Genomic DNA, 17,574 nt, shown 5'->3' with positions numbered 1-17,574 from the left:
GGGCGCTCCTTCAGGCAAAGTTGATATCGACCGATCCGAACGGGCCGAAATCCGCATGAATTTCCGTACCCTGCGGGCATTCGACGGGGCGGATGAAGCTGCCCGACAGGATCACCTGACCGGGTTCGATACTCTGGCCGTATTGCGCCATACGTCGAGCCAGCCAGACTACGCTTTCCACTGGGTCATTCAGCACGCCTGCGCCCAGACCGGTCTCTTCGACCTCGCCATTGCGGAATGTCAACGCGCCGACCCAGCGAAGGTCGAACGCATCACAGGCGTGACGCTCGTTACCCAAAACAATGCCCGCATTGGCGGCATTGTCACTGATGGTGTCAAAGACAGTGCGTGTTTTGCCGGTTTCGGGGTCTACTCTCTGAATTCGGGTGTCGAGAATTTCGATGGATGGGGCGACGTAATCTGTGGCTGCGAGTATATCCTCGCGGGTGACATGTTCACCGCCCACTGCCGACTTCAAGACAAAGGCGATTTCTGCTTCGATCCGAGGCTGGATGAAACGGCCTGCAGGCACAGTACTGCCGTTGTCGAACGCCATGTCATCAAACAGAATTCCGCTGTCGGGGATGTCGATGTTCAACGCATATTGCATTGCCTTCGAGGTCAGCCCGATTTTCCAGCCAATCACTTTGCGACCTTCGGCCAGCTTTTGTCGATAGATCGCGTTCTGTACCTCATAAGCGTCATCCATCCCCATTTCGGGGTGGCGCAGGGTAAGCAGTCCGATCTGTTCGCGCGTGCGCTCGGCCTTCAGCAAGTCCATGGCGGCGCGGGCGTGATCTTCGGGCGTCATACCTGCTCATCCTCAACGGTGTTGCGCAGGGTGCCGATCCCGTTGACCGAAACCTCGACGACGTCGCCCGGAGCCAGATACCTTGGCGGATCAAACCGCGCGCCTGCGCCGGTAGGCGTTCCGGTGACGATAATGTCGCCGGGCTGCAGCGTCATGAAGGTCGAGATGTATTCGATTTCGCGCCGGATCGGAAACATCATGCGGTTCAGCGTGTCGTCTTGGCGCAGTTCGCCATTTACGTGGGTCTGTATGCGGGCATCGTCCAGTTGTGCCGCATCAGTGAACGGCACCAGCCAGGGGCCAATGGCCCCGGAGTCATCCCAGTTCTTGCCCTGCGTGACGTTAAACTTGGCGTGCCGTACCCAGTCGCGGATAGTACCCTCGTTGCACAGTGTCAGCGCTGCAATGTGGTCATAGGCATCTTGCTGCGAAATCCGACGCCCGGCCTTTCCGATCACGATGGCCACCTCGCCCTCGTAATCCAGCGTGTGGTTTTCCGGCGGACGGATCAGCGGGCGGTTGTGACCGGTGAAACCGCTCGCAAAGCGTGGGAACAGCGACATGTATTTCGGCTGTGCGCTGCCATCCTTGTATTCCGCATTGCGGTCGGGAAAGTTCACTCCGACACAAAGGATGCGGCGGACATCCGGCATTACCATTTCATACGTGAACTCCGCGTGGGTCACTTCGCGGCCCTCTGATGCCCCGGCCAGTTTGTCAAAGTCGCCTGCGGCGATCACCTCATAGAGGCTGGCCTGATCAGGGAAAGCGTCGTTCAGTGCGATTGCGCCGTCATCGGTTATGGCACCGAAATAGGTTGCTCCTTTGGCGGTGTAAGTTGCAAAACGCATCAGGCCTCCTCGGCGGCGTCAATGCCACCCATGCAAAGATATTTCAGTTCCATGAAATCCTCGAGCCCGTGGCGCGATCCCTCGCGGCCCAAGCCGGACATCTTAACGCCGCCAAATGGCGCTTCGGCGGTTGAGATCAGGCCGGTATTGATCCCGACCATGCCATATTCCAGCGCCTCAGACACGCGCCAGACGCGGGCCAGATCACGAGAATAGAAATATGAGGCGAGGCCGAATTCAGTCTTGTTGGCCGCCGCGACGACCTCAGCTTCCGCGTCGAATTTGAACAGGGGTGCAACTGGGCCAAAGGTTTCTTCTGTGGCCACGGCCATCTCCGATGTTACGCCGGTCAGAATTGTGGGTTCAAAGAAGGTGCCGCCCAATTCGTGGGCCTTGCCGCCAAGGGTTACAGTTGCGCCTTTGGCCGTGGCGTCAGCGATATGTTCGGTCACTTTTTTCACGGCGGCCTGATCGATCAGGGGACCAAAAATGATGCCTTCGTCAAACCCGTTTCCAGTTGGCAGGGTCGCCACCTTCGCGGCCAGCTTTTCGGCAAAGGCGTCATACACACCGGCCTGCACATAAATGCGGTTGGCGCAGACGCAGGTCTGACCGTTATTGCGGAACTTGGCGATAACGGCGCCTTCGACGGCGGCATCCAGATCCGCATCGTCGAACACGATGAACGGCGCGTTGCCGCCCAGCTCCAACCCCAGTTTCTTGATCGTAGGTGCACATTGCGCATAAAGCAGCGCGCCGATCTCGGTCGATCCAGTAAAGGTCAGCTTCTGTACGATCTTGCTGGAGGTCATCTCTCCACCGATCCCGCGCGCTGATCCGGTCAGGACCGAGAACAGACCGTCCGGAAGACCCGCCCGCTCGGCCAGAATGGCGAGTGCGATGGCCGAGAAGGGCGTCTGGCTGGCAGGTTTCAGAACCATCGAACAGCCTGCGGCAAGGGCCGGGCCGGCCTTGCGGGTAATCATCGCATTGGGGAAGTTCCAAGGCGTGATCGCGGCCACGACTCCAATGGGCTGTTTTATTGTGACGATCCGCTTGTCCGGCGCATGGCCGGGCGTCACGTCGCCATAAGCTCGGCGTGCCTCTTCGGCGAACCATTCGATGAAACTGGCCCCATAAGCGATCTCACCTTTGGCTTCGGCCAGTGGTTTGCCCTGCTCGGCGGTTAGTATGGCGCCCAGATCGTCCTGATTTTCCATCATCAGGTCATACCAGCGCCGCAGAATCTGACTGCGCTCTTTTGCTGTGCGCGCGGCCCACGCCTTTTGAGCGGTCTGCGCTTCGGCGATGGCGGTGGCGGTTTCCTCAGCTCCCAGATTGGGGACTTTTCCAATCACTGCACCCGTGGCCGGATTGGTGACGTCGATCGTGTCTGTAACGTCGGTAATACTAATCCATCTGGTTCCCACTTTAGCTGCCTGAGCTAGCAAAGAAGGATCGTTGAGACAAAGCTCTGTCATTCCGGTGGTTCCTGTGTTTCGGTCTTAGACCGAAAAGCTAATATTTGCCTGTCCTGTTCCGGAGCTTCCGAAATAGGGCGTGTAAATATCGATTTCGCCTTGGTAGCTGCCCCAGCCCAGAGCTCCGAACAGCAGCGCCGTGTCGTTCATCGCGCATTCGCCGGTACACTTCTTGGCGTAGTCGGGCAGGAGTTCGAGGAATTCTTCAAATCGTCCTTGCTCCCACAGCTCCAGTACACGCAAGTCCATCTGACGGTTGAACTCGCCATTGACCGCATTCAACCCATCGACTGAGCGTTCGTTTGGAGTGAAATCGTGACTAAGTGAGCCCGACGCCAGGATCGAGACATTACGATCCGAACGCCGGATGCCTTCTGCGATGGCCTCGCCCCAGACACGGTTTTCGGCAATTGAGGAAAACTGGTTGACCGCCACCGGCAGCACCCGAGCATTGACGCCGTCGTTGATGAAATGCATCGGCAGCAGCGTACCGTATTCCATGCCCAGATCGGGCTGTGCATGCCCCAGTGCGCGTTCGCCGCGTTCCTTCATCACGTCCAGAATGCTGTTCGCAAGCTCTGGGTCACCGCGATAATCGAATTCCATATCTGCCAGCATATGCGGCAGCTCGTGGCTGATAAACCGGCCTTTGTGGTGTTGCTTGGCGTTCAGGTGAAAGCCCTGATTGGTGATCCAATGCGTGTCAAAAATGATGAACGTATCAACGCTGCGGTCAATCGCGTCCTGACGCAGGCGCGCGTATCCATCAATAGCAGGTTGCCGGATGCCTTTGTACTTGGGCATTGTGTGGGACATCCAGATGCTGGGCACATGCGTAATCTTGGCCGCTTGTACAATCTTTCCCATAACAATTCCTCCTTATTAAAGGTGTCGTCTAACCGCCTCGAAGGGAGAATTGGCGGTTGGACGACATTTGGTCAGACCCAAAGCGGGTTCTCTGAACCATAGGTGTTTGCGCGTATCCTAACTTAGTTCGATGTGCGGCCCACTGTTGGGATACCGTAGCTTCTGAGTTATTTGCCCAGCTGTACGATCTTGTGTTGGCCAGTAGCAAATCCGACGTGTTTCTGCTCCATGTAAAACTCGAACGACCAGTCGCCGCCGTCACGACCGATGCCAGAGGCCTTAACGCCGCCAAAAGGTGTCGGCAGGTGGCGGACGTTTTCCGAGTTCACCCAGATCATTCCAGCTTCGAGCTTGTCTGTAAAACGCAACGCGCGGGTCAGATCGTTGGTCCAAACGTAACCGGTTAGTCCATAAGGCGTGTCATTGGCGATCTGCAAGGCTTCTTCCTCGGTCGAAAAGGGGATGGAGGTGAGAACCGGGCCAAAGATCTCCTCGCGCGCGATGCGCATCTGGTTTGTGGCATTGGTGAACAGGGTCGGGCGAACGAAGTATCCCTCGTCACCCACTTTGGCGCCGCCGGCTGCCACGGTCGCACCATCCTCTTTGGCGATGTCGAAGTAACTGGTTACCTTGTTGTAGTGTTCCTCGGTCACGAGCGGGCCGATCTCGGTCGCCGGGTCCAGCGGGTGGCCGACCTTGATGTTGTTTACCCGTTCAATCAGTTTGGCCTCGAACTCTTCCTTGATCGTGTCATGGACCAGCAGGCGTGAAGAAGAGGTGCAGCGCTCGCCGTTGATTGAGTAGATCATGAAGATCACCGCATCCAGCGCCCGATCCAGATCGGCGTCATCAAAAACGATGACCGGGTTCTTGCCGCCAAGCTCCAGATGCATACGTTTGAGCGTATCGGCACCCTGTTTGGTGATGATCGACCCGGTGCGGCTTTCGCCGACAAAAGCGATGGCCTTGATCAGGGGGTGCTCGGTTAGCGCCTTGCCCGCATCAGGGCCAAACCCGTTGACCGTATTCAGCACTCCTTTGGGCAAGCCGGCCTCTTCGGCGATTTCTACGAGCAGACGCGCAGTAAGGGGGCTGTCCTCGGCCGGTTTATGAACCACAGTGCAACCGGCAGCCAGTGCCGGAGCTATTTTCCAAGTCGACAGCATGAACGGTGTGTTCCAAGGGGTGATCACGCCCACCGGGCCGATCGGCACGCGGGTGGTTATATTCATCAGCGTAGGCGACTTCAGATGCTGGCCATCGCGGGCCTGGACCACCTGATCGGCGAAATAGCGGAAGTTCTCGGCCCCGCGCAGTGCTGCTTTGGACATGAACCGCAGGGTTTGCCCTGTATCCCAGCATTCGCACAGGGCGATTTCCTCGGCGCGCGCCTCGATGGCTTCGGCTACGTTCAATAGGATGCGGCGACGCTGGGTTGCGGGCATGTCGCGCCAGTCGGCGAACGCGGCATGGGCGGCCTTGGCCGCAGTATCGATGTCATCGGCGGTACCATGCGCGACATCGCAAATCACTGATTTGTCTACCGGCGAGGTGGACTGGAACACGCCTGCACCGCCATCCCGATCCTCACCTGCGATGCGGTTCTTGATGCCCGTCTTTTTGAACCGCGCCAAGAATCCCGCTAGTTTCTCGATATTTGTGTCCAGTGCACTCATGCTTCAGGTCTCCTGCGTGGTCGCGCTCAAGTGTTCTCGGATCGTGCCGGTCTTGGGCGATAGATCTGGGTCGATGTCGCGCATCTCAAGCGAAAGCGCGATCGAGTATTGTGACAAGGCGGGTTCAAGATAAGCTTTGACTGCCGCAAAGATGCGCTGCGTGGCATCCTGCTTGACGTCATCGGGGCGGCCGCCACGCAGACGTATCGAGATATCGATAAAGCTATGGTCTGGGTTGCCGTCGGCGATCGCATAGTGGTCAGCACGCATTGCGCGAACACGAATGCCTGGCAGGGGGAAGGTGTCAATCTCCGCCGCCGTCGCGCGAATGCACTCGCACAAGCCACTCATGTCAACACGGTCGTCCAGATTGCTGGAATATTCGACGTGAAAATGCGGCATGCTTCCTCCTTTATTGTTAACATGTTTAGTAAATTGCGCTGCGCCCGTCAAGAGCTTGCTTTGTTAATCTTTGCAATTCCCGAATTGGGGCTCTAGAAGTCGGGCATGAACACTCAAAGCCACACCCAGAGCACCTCTCGATCCCTTCCGATTGCTTTGCTGCGCGCGCGCGAAACCGTTATGGCCCCGATCCGGGATATGCTGCAGGGCATTCAGCTGACTGAACAAAAATGGCGCATCCTGCGTGTTTTGGACGAATTGGGCGAAGTCGAACAAAGTGCCATTGCCAACGAGGCGTGTCTGCTGTTGCCTAGCCTGACGCGCATTCTGCGCACGATGGAGGCCGAAGGCCAGATCACCCGCCGTCAGGACAACCAGGACAAGCGTCGAACCATGGTGAAGATCACGGATGACGGGCGCCGGATTCTTGAGGATAACCTTGCGACCTCATTGGCGATCGCCAATAATATCGAGGCGCAGATGGGGCGCGAAAAGCTGAACCACCTGCTAGACCTGCTTGAGGAGTTGCAGGCCGTAAAAGTCTGACCCCGGCCTCTAAAGCCAGAGTCAGAACTGCGATCAAAGACTTGCCAAGCCGGTGTCGAGGGCCGACAGGATCTTGGAAACATCGTCAGATGTGATGATCAGAGGCGGCGACAGGATGATGTTGTTGCCCGAGACACGGACCATCACGCCATCTTCATAGGCCGCCTTCTGAACCTGCAAAGGCAGATGCTTGGCGATCGGTGCTTTGGTGGCGCGGTCTGACACCAGTTCCAGCGCGCACATCAGACCCTCGCCGCCGCGTACATCGCCAATCGCATCGTATTTCTCGGCCAGCTTTTTCAGACCGGCGAACAATTCATCCCCACGAGCGGACGCATTTTCCCAAACCCTTAGGCGGTTGATTTCCGACAGGGCCGCCAAAGCTGCTGCGGCGCCGACCGGGTGGCCGGAATAGGTATAACCCTGATCAACTGACGCCTTGCCTGTGGTGTCACTTTCAAACACCTCGGCGACTGCGCCCGAGATCATGGCCGCACCAAACGGGAAGTAACCATTTGTGATTGCCTTGGCGGTGGTCATGATGTCGGGCTGCACGCCCCAATGCCGGGCACCACTTTCGCTGCCGGTCCGGCCAAAGGCGGTGATAATCTCGTCCGATATCAGAAGAATGCCGTGTTTCGAGCAGACGTCGCGCACCATGGGCATGAAGCTTTTGTGCGGTGGGATCACACCACCGGCGCCAAGAACGGGTTCCATGATGAAAGCGGCGACGGTGTTCGCGCCCTGGAATGTTATTTCTGCTTCCAGCGCTTTGACGCAGAGCTGCGCCAGACGTTCGGGGTCGGTCTCATCAAACGGGTTTCGGTAAGTCCACGGAGCGGGCACATGGAAACAGCCTGGCATCATCGGCTCATAAGCTGCTCGGAACTTCTGGTTTCCATTTACCGAGGCGGCGGCGAAATGGGTGCCGTGATAGCCTTGTTTCAGGCTGATGAACTTAGTGCGCCCCTCCTGACCGCGTACTTTGTGATACTGCCGCGCCAGTTTCAGCGCGATCTCAACAGAATCTGAACCACCCGAAGTAAAGAACGCACGGGTCAACCCATCGGGGGCAAAAAACTGTGCCAACTCGTATGAAAGCTCAATTGCCTTGTCGTTGCTGGTGCCGCGAAAGGTCGAGTAATAGGGCAGGGCGTTCATCTGATCGGCGATGGCCTGTTTCACCGGATCACAGGAATAGCCCAGATTGACGTTCCAAAGACCGCCTACGGCGTCGATAGCCTTGTGCCCGTCAATATCGACGATGCTGACCCCTTCGCCTCCGGTCAGGATTGTAGGCGGGTTCTTCTGGCTGTCGGCAGGGTGCGCCATTGGATGCCAGAAATGTCGAGCGTTATTTTCCTTCAGAAAGTTGGAATCTTTCATTTCGGGGTTCTCCGGGTATTGAGTCCACTGCCTGTCACGGGTGGAATTCGGTTGGAAATGTCTCGGGTATCTGGCCGCCAAAATTTGCGGTCAGCGCATGCGTTAATGTGTGAAGCGAATTGAGGATTGCGGGCAGCCGTTCACGCGTGGCACGACTTTCGGGAACGGCAATCGCTATTGTTCCAATTGCGATTTGGTCAATGCCGAAGATGGGCGAGGCAAAGCCATAAACGCCATCCTCGTAGCTGCCATTGCTGTTGGCCCATCCCGCGCGACCGACCAGCTTGACGCGTTCGCGAATTGTATCCGGGTCGGTAAGGGTCTGGTCCGTATAGCGGGTAAGCGGATCAGAACCGAGATGGTCGAAAAGAAAAGTGGGGCCAAAGCTAAGCATGCACAGGCCCGATGCCGTGGCATTTATCGGGATGATCTCGGTCGGATCCAGGCTAACTCGCACGCTATGTTGCATTGCCTCGACCACAAGGGCGGTTTTGAGCGTGTCTTTTTCAAGGAGGGATAAGTGCAGGCTTTCTCCAACGGATTGCATCGCGGATCGCATCTGTGAACGGGCACCCTCCAAGCCAGGCTTGGCAATCTCGCGCAGCGCCGCCAAGCGCAGCGCCGCGGGGCCAATCATGTAGGACTTGGACATCGGATTCTGCTCGATCAATCCAAATTCTTCCAACGCCCGCAGATGCCTGAGTGTGGTTGCCTTGTTGGCTCCTGAAAGCCGAGAAAGTTGGCTCAGGCCGATCTCTGGCCGCGAGTTCGAAAAGTATTCTAACATTTTCAGGGCGTTAAGGGCGGTCCCCATTCTTCATACCTCCTTAGGCACACCATATACTTGACAGATACAATTTAACAAAGCAAGATATTTATTGTTAACACGGTTCAATAAATGAACCACGCACTGGGAGGTGTCAATGAAGAAATTTCTAGCAACCGCCGCCTTTGTAGCTTCTGCAACAGCTGCACTGGCCGAGTATCCCGAAAAGCCGGTTTCCTTTGTAGTTCCGTGGCCTCCGGGCGATCTGGAAGATGTTCTGACGCGGATGATCGCGGACGAATTCCAAGCGATGTACGGTGTTCCTGCGGCCGTGGTGAACAAGCCCGGCGGCGGCGGCGGCCCGTTTCCCGGTGCCGTAGAAGTGGCCACGGCCCCAGCGGACGGCTACACAATCGGATCGTTCGTAATTGGTGTGCCGGTTATTGGGCCGGAAATAGGCATCCCAGAACTTGACCCGAACCCGTTTGACCCCATCGGTATCTTTCTGACCTATCCTTTCGTGATTGCAGCAAGCAAAGACGCGCCTTTTTCGAACTGGGAAGAACTCGTGGCGCATGGCAAAGAAAACGACCTGGCGCTCGGACATTTTGGTTCGGTCTTGCCCCCAACTCAGGTGACTTTTGCAGCGGCGGTCAGCAGCGGTTTCGACTTCGCCAGCGAAGCTGCATTTGACGCGTTGGATTGCAACACATTGGCCTCAGGCGATGTGGATGTAATCAACACCACGCTTCAACTGGTGCTGCCCTGTCTAGATCAGGTGAATGTTCTGGCCAGCATCGGCGGCGAACGAATTTCACTGGTGCCGGACACACCTACGATCGTCGAACTTAACCCGGACCTGCCGCTGGCGCTTTGGAACGGTTTGTTCGTTCACAAGGACACACCCCCTGAAGCCCGCGAAAAGATCACTGCCGCCGCGCAAAAGGCACTGCAATCAGACAAGGCCAAGGCACTGGCTGAAGAAACCGGAGCGCTGATCTACTGGCAGGACCCGGATGCGTCCAACGCGCAGATTGAAACTGACAAAGCGTCCTTCGCAAAAATCGAAGAGATTTTGGGCGAATAAGGCTCAAACAGGGGCGCGAGACACGGTTTCGCGCTCTTTTTTCTGGGTGGGAGGAAGATGATGATCGCTAAGACACTACAGGACATGTTCAAAAGATATCGCCGTCCGGGCGATGTTGTTTTCGCAGTGCTGTTTTTAGCCTTCGCGGTTTTTCTCTTATCCCAGCTGGGTGACCAGACCAAGGTTGTCAAAAGGACCAAATGGTTCGCGCAACCGGGTCTGTGGCCTACGATTGCTGTCTGGTGCATGGTGGTGTTCGGGTTTCTACATTGGCTCAGTTCAGCCTTGTCCGACCGGATCAGCGGGCGCTGGACCGAGGTCGGGTTTTGGGCCCGGTCGTTCGAATATGTCGTTTATTTCCTGATTTATGTCCTGTTGGTGCCGCAGCTTGGCTATCTGCCGTCGACGATGCTGTTCGCGGTCTTTTTGACCCTGCGGGCCGGGTTCCGGGGGTCAGGCGCGGTCGGCATAGCAGCGTTATTCGGCTTCGTGGTTACGATCGTTTTCCGAGGCTTTCTTCAGGTCAAAATCCCTGCCGGAGCAATCTATGAATATCTTCCCGATTCCGTGCGCGCCTTTGCGCTGACCTACCTGTAAGGAGGGCGTCATGGAAACGCTTCTGTCCGGAGTTTCTATCCTGCTGCAATGGCAGGTCATTGTCGCCCTGCTGATCGGTTCGATCGGTGGCGTCATCATCGGTGCTTTGCCCGGCGTGGGTGCTGCGGTCGCCATCGCAATCCTTTTGCCGGCCACTTTTGCCTTTGAACCAATCGTGGGTCTGATCCTGTTGTTGGGCATCTACGGCTCGTCCATGTATGGCGGAGCCATTCCCGCAATCCTGATCAACACGCCGGGCACTGCCGTCAATGCGCTTACCACGTATGATGGTTATCCCATGACGAAACGAGGGCAGGGGCATCGTGCTCTGGCGTTGGCCTATTCGGCGTCATTCTTTGGCGGCGTCTTTGCGATTATCTGCCTGATGGTGTTGTCCCCCGTGCTGGCCCTGGTAGCCCCACATTTCGGAAGTCGCGAGATTTTTCTGGCCGCGCTGTTGGGTATCGTTCTGGTGGTACTGGCCCATCGGGGGCAGATCTTTGCAGCCGGGATGCTGGCGGCCTTCGGCGTTTTTCTGAATACTGTGGGACTGGAGCCGGTGAAATATACCCGCCGGTTCACCTTTGATCAAAGCTGGCTGGCGTCAGGCATCGATCTTATCGTTGTCGTGCTGGGCCTATTCGCGATCAGTCAGGCATTTCTGCTGTTGCTGGAAAAAAACCACGCGCCGGGCGACACGCATGTAAACGGCAACATGTTTGCTGGTCTGAAAGAACTGTTGGGCATCAAGCGTATCGCCACGGTATCGTCCAGCATTGGTGTGCTCATGGGAATGGTGCCCGGCACCGGCGAATTCACATCGCAGTTCCTGTCCTACACCTATGCCCAGAAAACCTCGAAAGAGCCGGAGAAATTTGGTGACGGATCGCCCGAAGGGCTGGTGGCGTCCGAGGCGGCGAACAACGCCGTCCCAGGGGCTGCGATGATCCCACTTTTGGCGCTTGGCATCCCGGGGGAAGCACTGACCGCGATGATGCTCTCGGTGTTTTATGTTCACAACGTGATCCCCGGGCCGCAGCTGTTCGAGACCCAGATGGATTTCGTTATGGCGTTATACATGGCGCTGATCCTGCTGAACGTGATCGTTCTGGTGTTCCTGCTGTTCTCGACCAATTTGCTGCTCAAGATCATTCAGATACCGACACGGTTCCTTGGGGTAATGATCCTGATCCTGGCGTTTGTCGGGGTGTACAGCCTGCGCAACTCGATCACAGATTGCGCGATTGCCGCCGGGTTCGGGGTGTTCGGCCTGATACTCAAACGGCTGGACCTGCCGATTGTTCCAATCATTCTGGGCATGGTTCTGGGCGGTATCATGGAGACCAAGCTGCGCAGCGCCATGGCGCGGGTAAAATCGCCACTGGACTTCATCGACCGCCCCATCGCGGCCATTCTTTTCGGGCTGATTGTGCTGATTGTGATCCTGCACTTCCGCACGTTGTACTTCGAATTCAAGAACAAACTACGACCAGAACCCAATTTGCCTGCAGTGGATTCTGACCATCCGAACCAGCAAGGATAAGCGACAAATGGATCAAATTTCCATCGATGCCCTGCGCAACGAATCTGTATCTGCTCTTACGCATCTGATTGACGGACAATGGCAGGCTTCGGCCGGGGGCGAAAACCTGGATGTGATCTCTCCCATAGATGGCAGCGTGTTGACCCAAATCGCCGCAGGAACCCCCGAGGATATGGAGCGGGCCATCGCGGCTGCCCGCGCAGCGTTCGAGGACGGCCGTTGGTCGCGTCAGGCCCCTGCCGCGCGTAAGAAGGTGCTGTTGAAACTGGCTGATCTGATCGAAAAACACGCGCTGGAGCTGGCAGTTCTAGGGGTGCGGGACAACGGCACGGAAATCAATATGGCCATGAAGGCCGAGCCGATGTCGGCGGCAGGCACATTCCGCTACTACGGCGAGGCAATTGACAAAATCTATGGCCAGATTGCACCCACAGCGGAAAACGTTCTGGGGCTTGTGCATCACGCGCCGGTAGGTGTTGTGGGCGCGATTGTGCCTTGGAACATGCCGATGATGATCGGCGCGTGGAAAGTCGCGCCTGCGCTGGCAGCTGGCAATTCGGTGGTTCTGAAACCGGCGGAATCAGCGTCTTTGACCCTTCTGCGTCTGGCGGAACTGGCGCTTGAGGCAGGTGTGCCGGACGGTGTTCTGAATGTTGTCACCGGCAAGGGCGGTGTCGTGGGAGAGACGCTGGCACTTTCGATGGATGTAGACGTCATGGTTTTCACCGGGTCCGGTGCGACGGGTCGGCGGCTGCTGGAATACTCGGCGCGCTCGAACCTGAAGCGGTGCTACTTGGAATTGGGCGGCAAGTCGCCCAACATCGTCTTTAACGATGCCCCCGATCTGGCGCAGGCGGCCAAGGTCTCTGCCGCAGGTATCTTCCGTAATTCAGGACAGATTTGCGTCGCAGGATCACGCCTGCTGGTGCAGGAGGATATCCACGAAGACTTCGTTGCCGAGATTGTTAAACATGCACAGGAATTCCGGGTTGGAGACCCGTTGGATCTGAACACCCAGATCGGTGCAGTGCACTCGTTGCCGGAACTGGAAAGCAATCTGGGTTTCGTTGCCAGGGCCGAAACAGAAGGTGCCGAGCGCCGCACCGGCGGCGAGCGTATCCTGACCGAAACCGGAGGCTACTACATGTCGCCCACGGTGATGAACGGGGTCAAACCCACCGACAATCTGTTCCGCAACGAGGTATTTGGCCCGGTTCTGGCCGTCACCCCATTCAAAGATGAGGACGAGGCCCTGCACCTTGCCAATGACAGCGACTATGGTCTGGCCGCTGGTGTCTGGACCGCGAACCTGAGCCGAGCTCATCGTATGGTGGCCGGCATCCGTTCGGGCGTGGTTCACGTCAATACCTACGGCGGTGCGGACGGTACAGTGCCTCTGGGTGGTGTAAAGCAGTCGGGCAATGGCCACGACAAGTCGTTGCACGCAATTGAGAAGTACTTCGATCTGAAAACGGCCTGGTTTCAGCTGTAAGACAAAGACCTGGGAGGAGAAGATAACCATGAGCAAAAAAACGATTTTGCTGATCGGCACCTATGACACCAAAGACCCCGAGATGCGGTACATCGAAGAATGCATCAAGGCGCAGGGTGGCAATGTGCTGACCATGGATGTCTCGGTTCTTGGAGACCCGTCTGCTGCTACAGACATTTCCAAACATGATGTGGCCGCGGCCGGTGGCATGACCATAGAAGAGGTGATTGCGCTCGGCGACGAAAACAAGGCTTTTCGTGTGATGTCGCAGGGCGCGGCAGTAGTTGTGGCACAGGTCTACGCCGAAGGCAGGTTCGACGCGATGCTGGCAACTGGTGGTACGATGGGTACTGATCTGGCGCTGGATTGCGCACAGGCTTTACCGATGGGTGTGCCAAAATACATCGTCTCGACCGTCAGCTTCTCACCGTTGATCCCACCGCATCGTTTGGCACCGGATATTCAGATGATCCTGTGGGCAGGCGGGCTTTATGGTATGAACTCGGTTTGCCGTTCATCGCTGAGCCAGGCGGCAGGCGCTGTGTTGGGCGCTGCCCGGGCCGTTCAGCGCCCGCTGCGTGATCGCCCGATGATCGGAATGACCTCGTTGGGTTCATCCTGTCTGCGATACATGAAAACTCTGAAACCCGCGTTGGAAGAACGGGGTTACGAAGTGGCTGTGTTCCATTCAACGGGCATGGGCGGCATGGCCTTCGAGAAACTTGCGGGTGAGGGTGCGTTCTGCTGTGTAATGGATTTCTGCATGCAAGAATTCGCCAACATGCTGGCAGGGTCATTGGTGTCTTCGGGACAGGACAGGCTGACAAATGCCGGGCGTGCGGGTGTGCCACAGATGGTGGCACCGGGCGCGCTGGATCTTTTGGATTTTGCCGGTTGGCAGGACATCCCCGATCAATATGCCGATCGCCCGTTCCATGAACATAACCGCCTGATCAAAAGCGCGGTGTTCAACGCAGAAGAGCGACGAGCGACCATCCGGGAAGTCGCTAACCGCTTGTCAGCGTCCGCTGCTCCGGCACATTTTTTTCTGCCCCTTGAAGGCATTGAGGAATGGGACCGAGTCGGAGGAGACGCCTACGATTCCGAGGCGCGTGAAGCCATGATAGATGAAGCTCGTCTTGTCATGCCGGCCGTAACGCCGGTGACCGAAGTCACGGCTCATATCAACGACGTGGCATTCGTTGACGCAGTTTTGGGCCAGTTCGACACATGGGTTGCTGAAGGTGTTGTTGAAAAAGGCAACATTCCCGAAGCTGTTTGACCAAGGCGGACGGCGGCTTTTCTGGAAGTCAGCGGCAAACTATGACTCGACATGGTTTTGTGGCGTAAAATTTTATTGGGGATCCACTGTTTGAATACAGGGTGGTCGCTGGTGAAGATGAGCGGTTGGTCCCGGACAAACTACAACCCAGGAACTGGCCTTAGCATAACACAGTATTGAAGCCGCGCTGATCGCTGTTGCACCAGTTAAGTGGTGAGAGGTTCAGTCATGCCGCCAAATCGCGCCCAGTCTCGAACTGTATGGCAGGAAAATTTGGTGTTTCCGTAACTGATCCTCCGATCTGCCGGGCCTTCCCAGCACGATAACCAGACGTTGGCTGAAACACTTTATCAAAACATGCTGCGCTGCCTCCGAGGTCAGCAAGGAGCCCAGGGCCACAGCCAGAATCGATGTCTGCGATGTGCAGATGAGGCTTTGTCAAAGCTTCGGCATCTGAACTGCAGCACAGAACAACGTTGGCTATGCTGGGAAATAATTCTGACGATTGCATTTAAATACGAACGTATTTAAATGTCGCTTTGAGGGATCATGGACCCTGTCAGAATATGGAAAAACGATGATGCAAACGACTGACCGAGAAAAATACCGCTCCGACAAAATCAATGAAGGGCGAAGGAAGTTCTTTGAAAACACTCTGCCATTTGGGCCGTGGTAGCAGGAATTACTGCGCTACCAACCGGCGCTTCTGCTGATACACCCAACGCCTCAATTGATCGAAAGGTGATCGAGCCATTGCCTTGGCAGGCAGGTTACGGCTTTGTCACAGGCAACGTGGTGTCGGGACCGCACCGCTCATTCTACATGGCAGGACAAGGTCCGACCGATGAGAATGGAGAAGTGCAGCACCCGAACAGTATCGCCGGTCAAATCAATCAGACGCTCGACAATATGGAAAAAGCGCTGTCAGCGGCCGGCATGGATTGGAGCAATCTAATAACCTTGAATGTTTTTACCACGGATATGCAGGAGTTCTTTGAGGTCTTTGAGGAGACGATCCATCAACGCGTGACGGTTGATGGTGGTGCGCGGTTTGGAGGCGCTCTGCTACAAATCTCTGGCTTTGCATTCCCGGGCATGAAGGTTGAACTTGTCGGTCATGCGGTGGGCGCCTAAGGGTTTCCAGATCCAAGAGAGCAATCCGACCGGGGCAAGTTCGCCCCCGGTCTTTTTGTCCATCTTCTTGATGATATCCGCCTGCATTTCTGGTGACATCAATATCCCCAAAACGTTATTAAGCGGGTGTTTCTGGAGGCAATCATCAATGGCAAGGCATCAAAAACTAAACAAGGATATGCTATTGGATGCGGCCGAAAAGCTGATCTTGGAAAAAGGCACTCATGCGCTTTCTATTGCTAATGTGGCGCAGATGGCTGGTGTTTCCAAGGGCGGTATTCAATCTAACTTCGGAACACGAGACAAGCTGATCTCAGATCTGCTGGAGCGTTGGGAAGCAACACTTCAAGAAGCAGTACAGCAAGTTCGGGCAGCGTCACCCTCCTCTACGAGCGAAGTCGAAATCCAAGTTCAGGCAACTCGATTGGCGTATGAGAACAAGCCCAAACATCACAGCGCTATGATGATCCTTGTCACGCAGAGCAATGACCTCAGGGCGCGATCACGTGATTGGTTCGACGGAAAACTTGCTATGGTTCAAACGAGCGAGGAACCCGGAAAAGGTCCAGAAGTCGCTTTGCTGATCAATCAAGCGTTGATAGCAATTAGGTCGCTGGGTTTTGTGTCGCTTGCCGATAAGGAATGGGACCAGCTGTTCAAAACAATAGACAAAAGTTAATTCTGTCGCCTCAAAACCGGCACATGTTCGTTGCGTATCTTGCTGTCCACGACGAGTAACCGCACGGGCGCAATATTGGTCAACGACAAATGCCCTGATTGATCGTCTGGATGTATTTACGTCTGAAGGTCGGTGAATTCAACGAGGCCAGGCTGGCAGACACCTCAACCCGACGTTGACCGGAGCACCTAAACTCAAAGTGCTGCACCGCCTCCGAGCTCGGCTTCGAGCCCGATATTCCCGATGCTGCACCACGCAAAAATGGCGGTTTCGCAGCAGAAGAGCACATGACCGGACTAATTCACGATCCTGATAATAAAACGGCCATCATCGCGTCATTTAACAACACTTTTAAAACGTCATCATTGTCTGCCGATAGAGCATCGGCGTCCACTGAAACACGACCAACGAACATTCCTGAGACGATGCTGAGTAACATCCCAGCCTTTTGATCAGCGTCGTTGCCGCCGATCAAAGCAGCAAGTTGCTTGACCATCGGGTTACCGAGCTTGTTGCGAATAACGTCGTGCGCTTCCTCGGAGCCGGAAGACTTGATAGCGATGATCATAGGATCAAAGTCATCCTTTGGATCAGCTTTTCCCAAAGCGATGTCGGCCAAGGTCGCAACCATCTCATTTGGTGACAAACCGCTAAGGGGGGCAAGATCAATGCATTCTTCCATGACAGCTTCGAATAAGCCGATCTTCGAGCCAAAGTAACGATTGATGAGCGCAGCATTGCACCCGGCATCTGACGCGATATTGCGTGTGCTTGCCGCCTCATACCCTATCCGCTGAAATTCTGTTCGCGCTGCATCAAGCAGAGCGTCTTTGGTTGCGGCTGGGTTGCGCTTCTTCGCGCTGGACTTGGTTGGTTGGTCTATTTCAATACTCAAGTAATCACCCGTTGACTTACCGTTGCGCGTCATTGTAATCACCCGATTACAACTAAAGCCCGCCAATTCCAAGTGAGCC

Annotated in this window: 17 protein-coding genes; 8 read left to right on the top strand and 9 right to left on the bottom strand. The window is 56.0% G+C overall.

Going from position 1 to position 17,574, the window contains the following annotated elements; genetic code table 11:
- Positions 1 to 10: 10 nt before the first annotated feature.
- From hpaH to GOW92_RS11465, 6 genes are all read right to left on the bottom strand, one after another.
- Positions 11 to 811: a 2-oxo-hept-4-ene-1,7-dioate hydratase gene (gene hpaH / locus GOW92_RS11490; RefSeq protein WP_170560719.1), complete on the bottom strand. Its 801-nt coding sequence runs from the start codon at positions 809 to 811 to the stop codon at positions 11 to 13.
- Positions 808 to 1,662, bottom strand: a complete 855-nt coding sequence (locus tag GOW92_RS11485) for a fumarylacetoacetate hydrolase family protein (protein ID WP_170560718.1) — start codon at positions 1,660 to 1,662, stop codon at positions 808 to 810. The genes hpaH and GOW92_RS11485 overlap by 4 nt, the downstream gene beginning before the upstream one ends.
- Complete coding sequence (locus GOW92_RS11480; protein WP_170560717.1) at positions 1,662 to 3,143, bottom strand: NAD-dependent succinate-semialdehyde dehydrogenase; 1,482 nt, start codon at positions 3,141 to 3,143, stop codon at positions 1,662 to 1,664. The genes GOW92_RS11485 and GOW92_RS11480 overlap by 1 nt, the downstream gene beginning before the upstream one ends.
- Before the next feature lie 24 nt (positions 3,144 to 3,167).
- On the bottom strand, positions 3,168 to 4,010 hold the full coding sequence (gene hpaD, locus GOW92_RS11475; RefSeq protein WP_170560716.1) for a 3,4-dihydroxyphenylacetate 2,3-dioxygenase: 843 nt from the start codon (positions 4,008 to 4,010) through the stop codon (positions 3,168 to 3,170).
- 167 nt (positions 4,011 to 4,177) lie between these two features.
- The gene (gene hpaE / locus GOW92_RS11470) at positions 4,178 to 5,686 is read right to left on the bottom strand and encodes a 5-carboxymethyl-2-hydroxymuconate semialdehyde dehydrogenase (RefSeq protein ID WP_170560715.1); all 1,509 of its coding nucleotides are present in this window, start codon (positions 5,684 to 5,686) and stop codon (positions 4,178 to 4,180) included.
- 3 nt (positions 5,687 to 5,689) lie between these two features.
- A complete protein-coding gene (locus GOW92_RS11465; RefSeq protein ID WP_170560714.1) occupies positions 5,690 to 6,088 on the bottom strand; it encodes a 5-carboxymethyl-2-hydroxymuconate Delta-isomerase in 399 nt (132 codons plus the stop codon).
- A 105-nt stretch (positions 6,089 to 6,193) separates the two neighbouring features.
- Between GOW92_RS11465 and hpaR the strand changes: the two genes are divergently transcribed.
- Positions 6,194 to 6,634 carry a homoprotocatechuate degradation operon regulator HpaR gene (gene hpaR / locus GOW92_RS11460; RefSeq protein ID WP_170560713.1) on the top strand — a complete coding sequence of 147 codons (441 nt, stop codon included), beginning with the start codon at positions 6,194 to 6,196 and terminating at the stop codon, positions 6,632 to 6,634.
- A 33-nt stretch (positions 6,635 to 6,667) separates the two neighbouring features.
- On the opposite strand, the gene GOW92_RS11455 is transcribed toward hpaR, so the two are convergent.
- The gene (locus tag GOW92_RS11455; protein ID WP_170560712.1) at positions 6,668 to 8,020 is read right to left on the bottom strand and encodes an aminotransferase class III-fold pyridoxal phosphate-dependent enzyme; all 1,353 of its coding nucleotides are present in this window, start codon (positions 8,018 to 8,020) and stop codon (positions 6,668 to 6,670) included.
- A 34-nt stretch (positions 8,021 to 8,054) separates the two neighbouring features.
- Positions 8,055 to 8,834: an IclR family transcriptional regulator gene (locus GOW92_RS11450; RefSeq protein ID WP_170560711.1), complete on the bottom strand. Its 780-nt coding sequence runs from the start codon at positions 8,832 to 8,834 to the stop codon at positions 8,055 to 8,057.
- Positions 8,835 to 8,943: 109 nt separating this feature from the next.
- Between GOW92_RS11450 and GOW92_RS11445 the strand changes: the two genes are divergently transcribed.
- The 7 genes from GOW92_RS11445 to GOW92_RS11415 all read left to right on the top strand — a co-directional run bounded on the left by GOW92_RS11445 (position 8,944) and on the right by GOW92_RS11415 (position 16,600).
- On the top strand, positions 8,944 to 9,873 hold the full coding sequence (locus GOW92_RS11445; RefSeq protein WP_170560710.1) for a tripartite tricarboxylate transporter substrate binding protein: 930 nt from the start codon (positions 8,944 to 8,946) through the stop codon (positions 9,871 to 9,873).
- A gap of 60 nt (positions 9,874 to 9,933) precedes the next feature.
- Complete coding sequence (locus GOW92_RS11440) at positions 9,934 to 10,470, top strand: tripartite tricarboxylate transporter TctB family protein (protein ID WP_170560709.1); 537 nt, start codon at positions 9,934 to 9,936, stop codon at positions 10,468 to 10,470.
- 10 nt (positions 10,471 to 10,480) lie between these two features.
- Entirely contained in the window at positions 10,481 to 12,013 is a 1,533-nt protein-coding gene (locus tag GOW92_RS11435) for a tripartite tricarboxylate transporter permease (RefSeq protein WP_170560708.1), read from the top strand.
- Positions 12,014 to 12,020: 7 nt separating this feature from the next.
- The gene (locus tag GOW92_RS11430) at positions 12,021 to 13,505 is read left to right on the top strand and encodes an aldehyde dehydrogenase family protein (protein ID WP_170560707.1); all 1,485 of its coding nucleotides are present in this window, start codon (positions 12,021 to 12,023) and stop codon (positions 13,503 to 13,505) included.
- Positions 13,506 to 13,533: 28 nt separating this feature from the next.
- Positions 13,534 to 14,787 (top strand): Tm-1-like ATP-binding domain-containing protein, encoded by a 1,254-nt coding sequence (locus GOW92_RS11425; protein ID WP_170560706.1) that lies wholly within the window; start codon positions 13,534 to 13,536, stop codon positions 14,785 to 14,787.
- A 669-nt stretch (positions 14,788 to 15,456) separates the two neighbouring features.
- Positions 15,457 to 15,921: a RidA family protein gene (locus tag GOW92_RS11420; protein ID WP_170560705.1), complete on the top strand. Its 465-nt coding sequence runs from the start codon at positions 15,457 to 15,459 to the stop codon at positions 15,919 to 15,921.
- 148 nt (positions 15,922 to 16,069) lie between these two features.
- Positions 16,070 to 16,600: a TetR/AcrR family transcriptional regulator gene (locus tag GOW92_RS11415; RefSeq protein ID WP_170560704.1), complete on the top strand. Its 531-nt coding sequence runs from the start codon at positions 16,070 to 16,072 to the stop codon at positions 16,598 to 16,600.
- Between the two features lie 301 nt (positions 16,601 to 16,901).
- On the opposite strand, the gene GOW92_RS11410 is transcribed toward GOW92_RS11415, so the two are convergent.
- The gene (locus GOW92_RS11410) at positions 16,902 to 17,528 is read right to left on the bottom strand and encodes a TetR/AcrR family transcriptional regulator (RefSeq protein ID WP_170560703.1); all 627 of its coding nucleotides are present in this window, start codon (positions 17,526 to 17,528) and stop codon (positions 16,902 to 16,904) included.
- Positions 17,529 to 17,574: the final 46 nt, after the last annotated feature.

The sequence above is a fragment of the Ruegeria atlantica genome (genome assembly GCF_013032505.1).
Classification (GTDB): Bacteria; Pseudomonadota; Alphaproteobacteria; order Rhodobacterales; family Rhodobacteraceae; genus Ruegeria; species Ruegeria atlantica_F.
The sequence above is the reverse complement of the archived record's forward strand: the minus strand, read 5'-3'. Positions and strand labels throughout refer to the sequence as shown.

Coding starts and splice junctions, on each gene's coding strand:
- hpaH (WP_170560719.1), bottom strand. CDS start 811: ATGACGCCCGAAGATCACGCCCGCGCCGCCATGGACTTGCTGAAGGCC.
- GOW92_RS11485 (WP_170560718.1), bottom strand. CDS start 1,662: ATGCGTTTTGCAACTTACACCGCCAAAGGAGCAACCTATTTCGGTGCC.
- GOW92_RS11480 (WP_170560717.1), bottom strand. CDS start 3,143: ATGACAGAGCTTTGTCTCAACGATCCTTCTTTGCTAGCTCAGGCAGCT.
- hpaD (WP_170560716.1), bottom strand. CDS start 4,010: ATGGGAAAGATTGTACAAGCGGCCAAGATTACGCATGTGCCCAGCATC.
- hpaE (WP_170560715.1), bottom strand. CDS start 5,686: ATGAGTGCACTGGACACAAATATCGAGAAACTAGCGGGATTCTTGGCG.
- GOW92_RS11465 (WP_170560714.1), bottom strand. CDS start 6,088: ATGCCGCATTTTCACGTCGAATATTCCAGCAATCTGGACGACCGTGTT.
- hpaR (WP_170560713.1), top strand. CDS start 6,194: ATGAACACTCAAAGCCACACCCAGAGCACCTCTCGATCCCTTCCGATT.
- GOW92_RS11455 (WP_170560712.1), bottom strand. CDS start 8,020: ATGAAAGATTCCAACTTTCTGAAGGAAAATAACGCTCGACATTTCTGG.
- GOW92_RS11450 (WP_170560711.1), bottom strand. CDS start 8,834: ATGGGGACCGCCCTTAACGCCCTGAAAATGTTAGAATACTTTTCGAAC.
- GOW92_RS11445 (WP_170560710.1), top strand. CDS start 8,944: ATGAAGAAATTTCTAGCAACCGCCGCCTTTGTAGCTTCTGCAACAGCT.
- GOW92_RS11440 (WP_170560709.1), top strand. CDS start 9,934: ATGATCGCTAAGACACTACAGGACATGTTCAAAAGATATCGCCGTCCG.
- GOW92_RS11435 (WP_170560708.1), top strand. CDS start 10,481: ATGGAAACGCTTCTGTCCGGAGTTTCTATCCTGCTGCAATGGCAGGTC.
- GOW92_RS11430 (WP_170560707.1), top strand. CDS start 12,021: ATGGATCAAATTTCCATCGATGCCCTGCGCAACGAATCTGTATCTGCT.
- GOW92_RS11425 (WP_170560706.1), top strand. CDS start 13,534: ATGAGCAAAAAAACGATTTTGCTGATCGGCACCTATGACACCAAAGAC.
- GOW92_RS11415 (WP_170560704.1), top strand. CDS start 16,070: ATGGCAAGGCATCAAAAACTAAACAAGGATATGCTATTGGATGCGGCC.
- GOW92_RS11410 (WP_170560703.1), bottom strand. CDS start 17,528: ATGACGCGCAACGGTAAGTCAACGGGTGATTACTTGAGTATTGAAATA.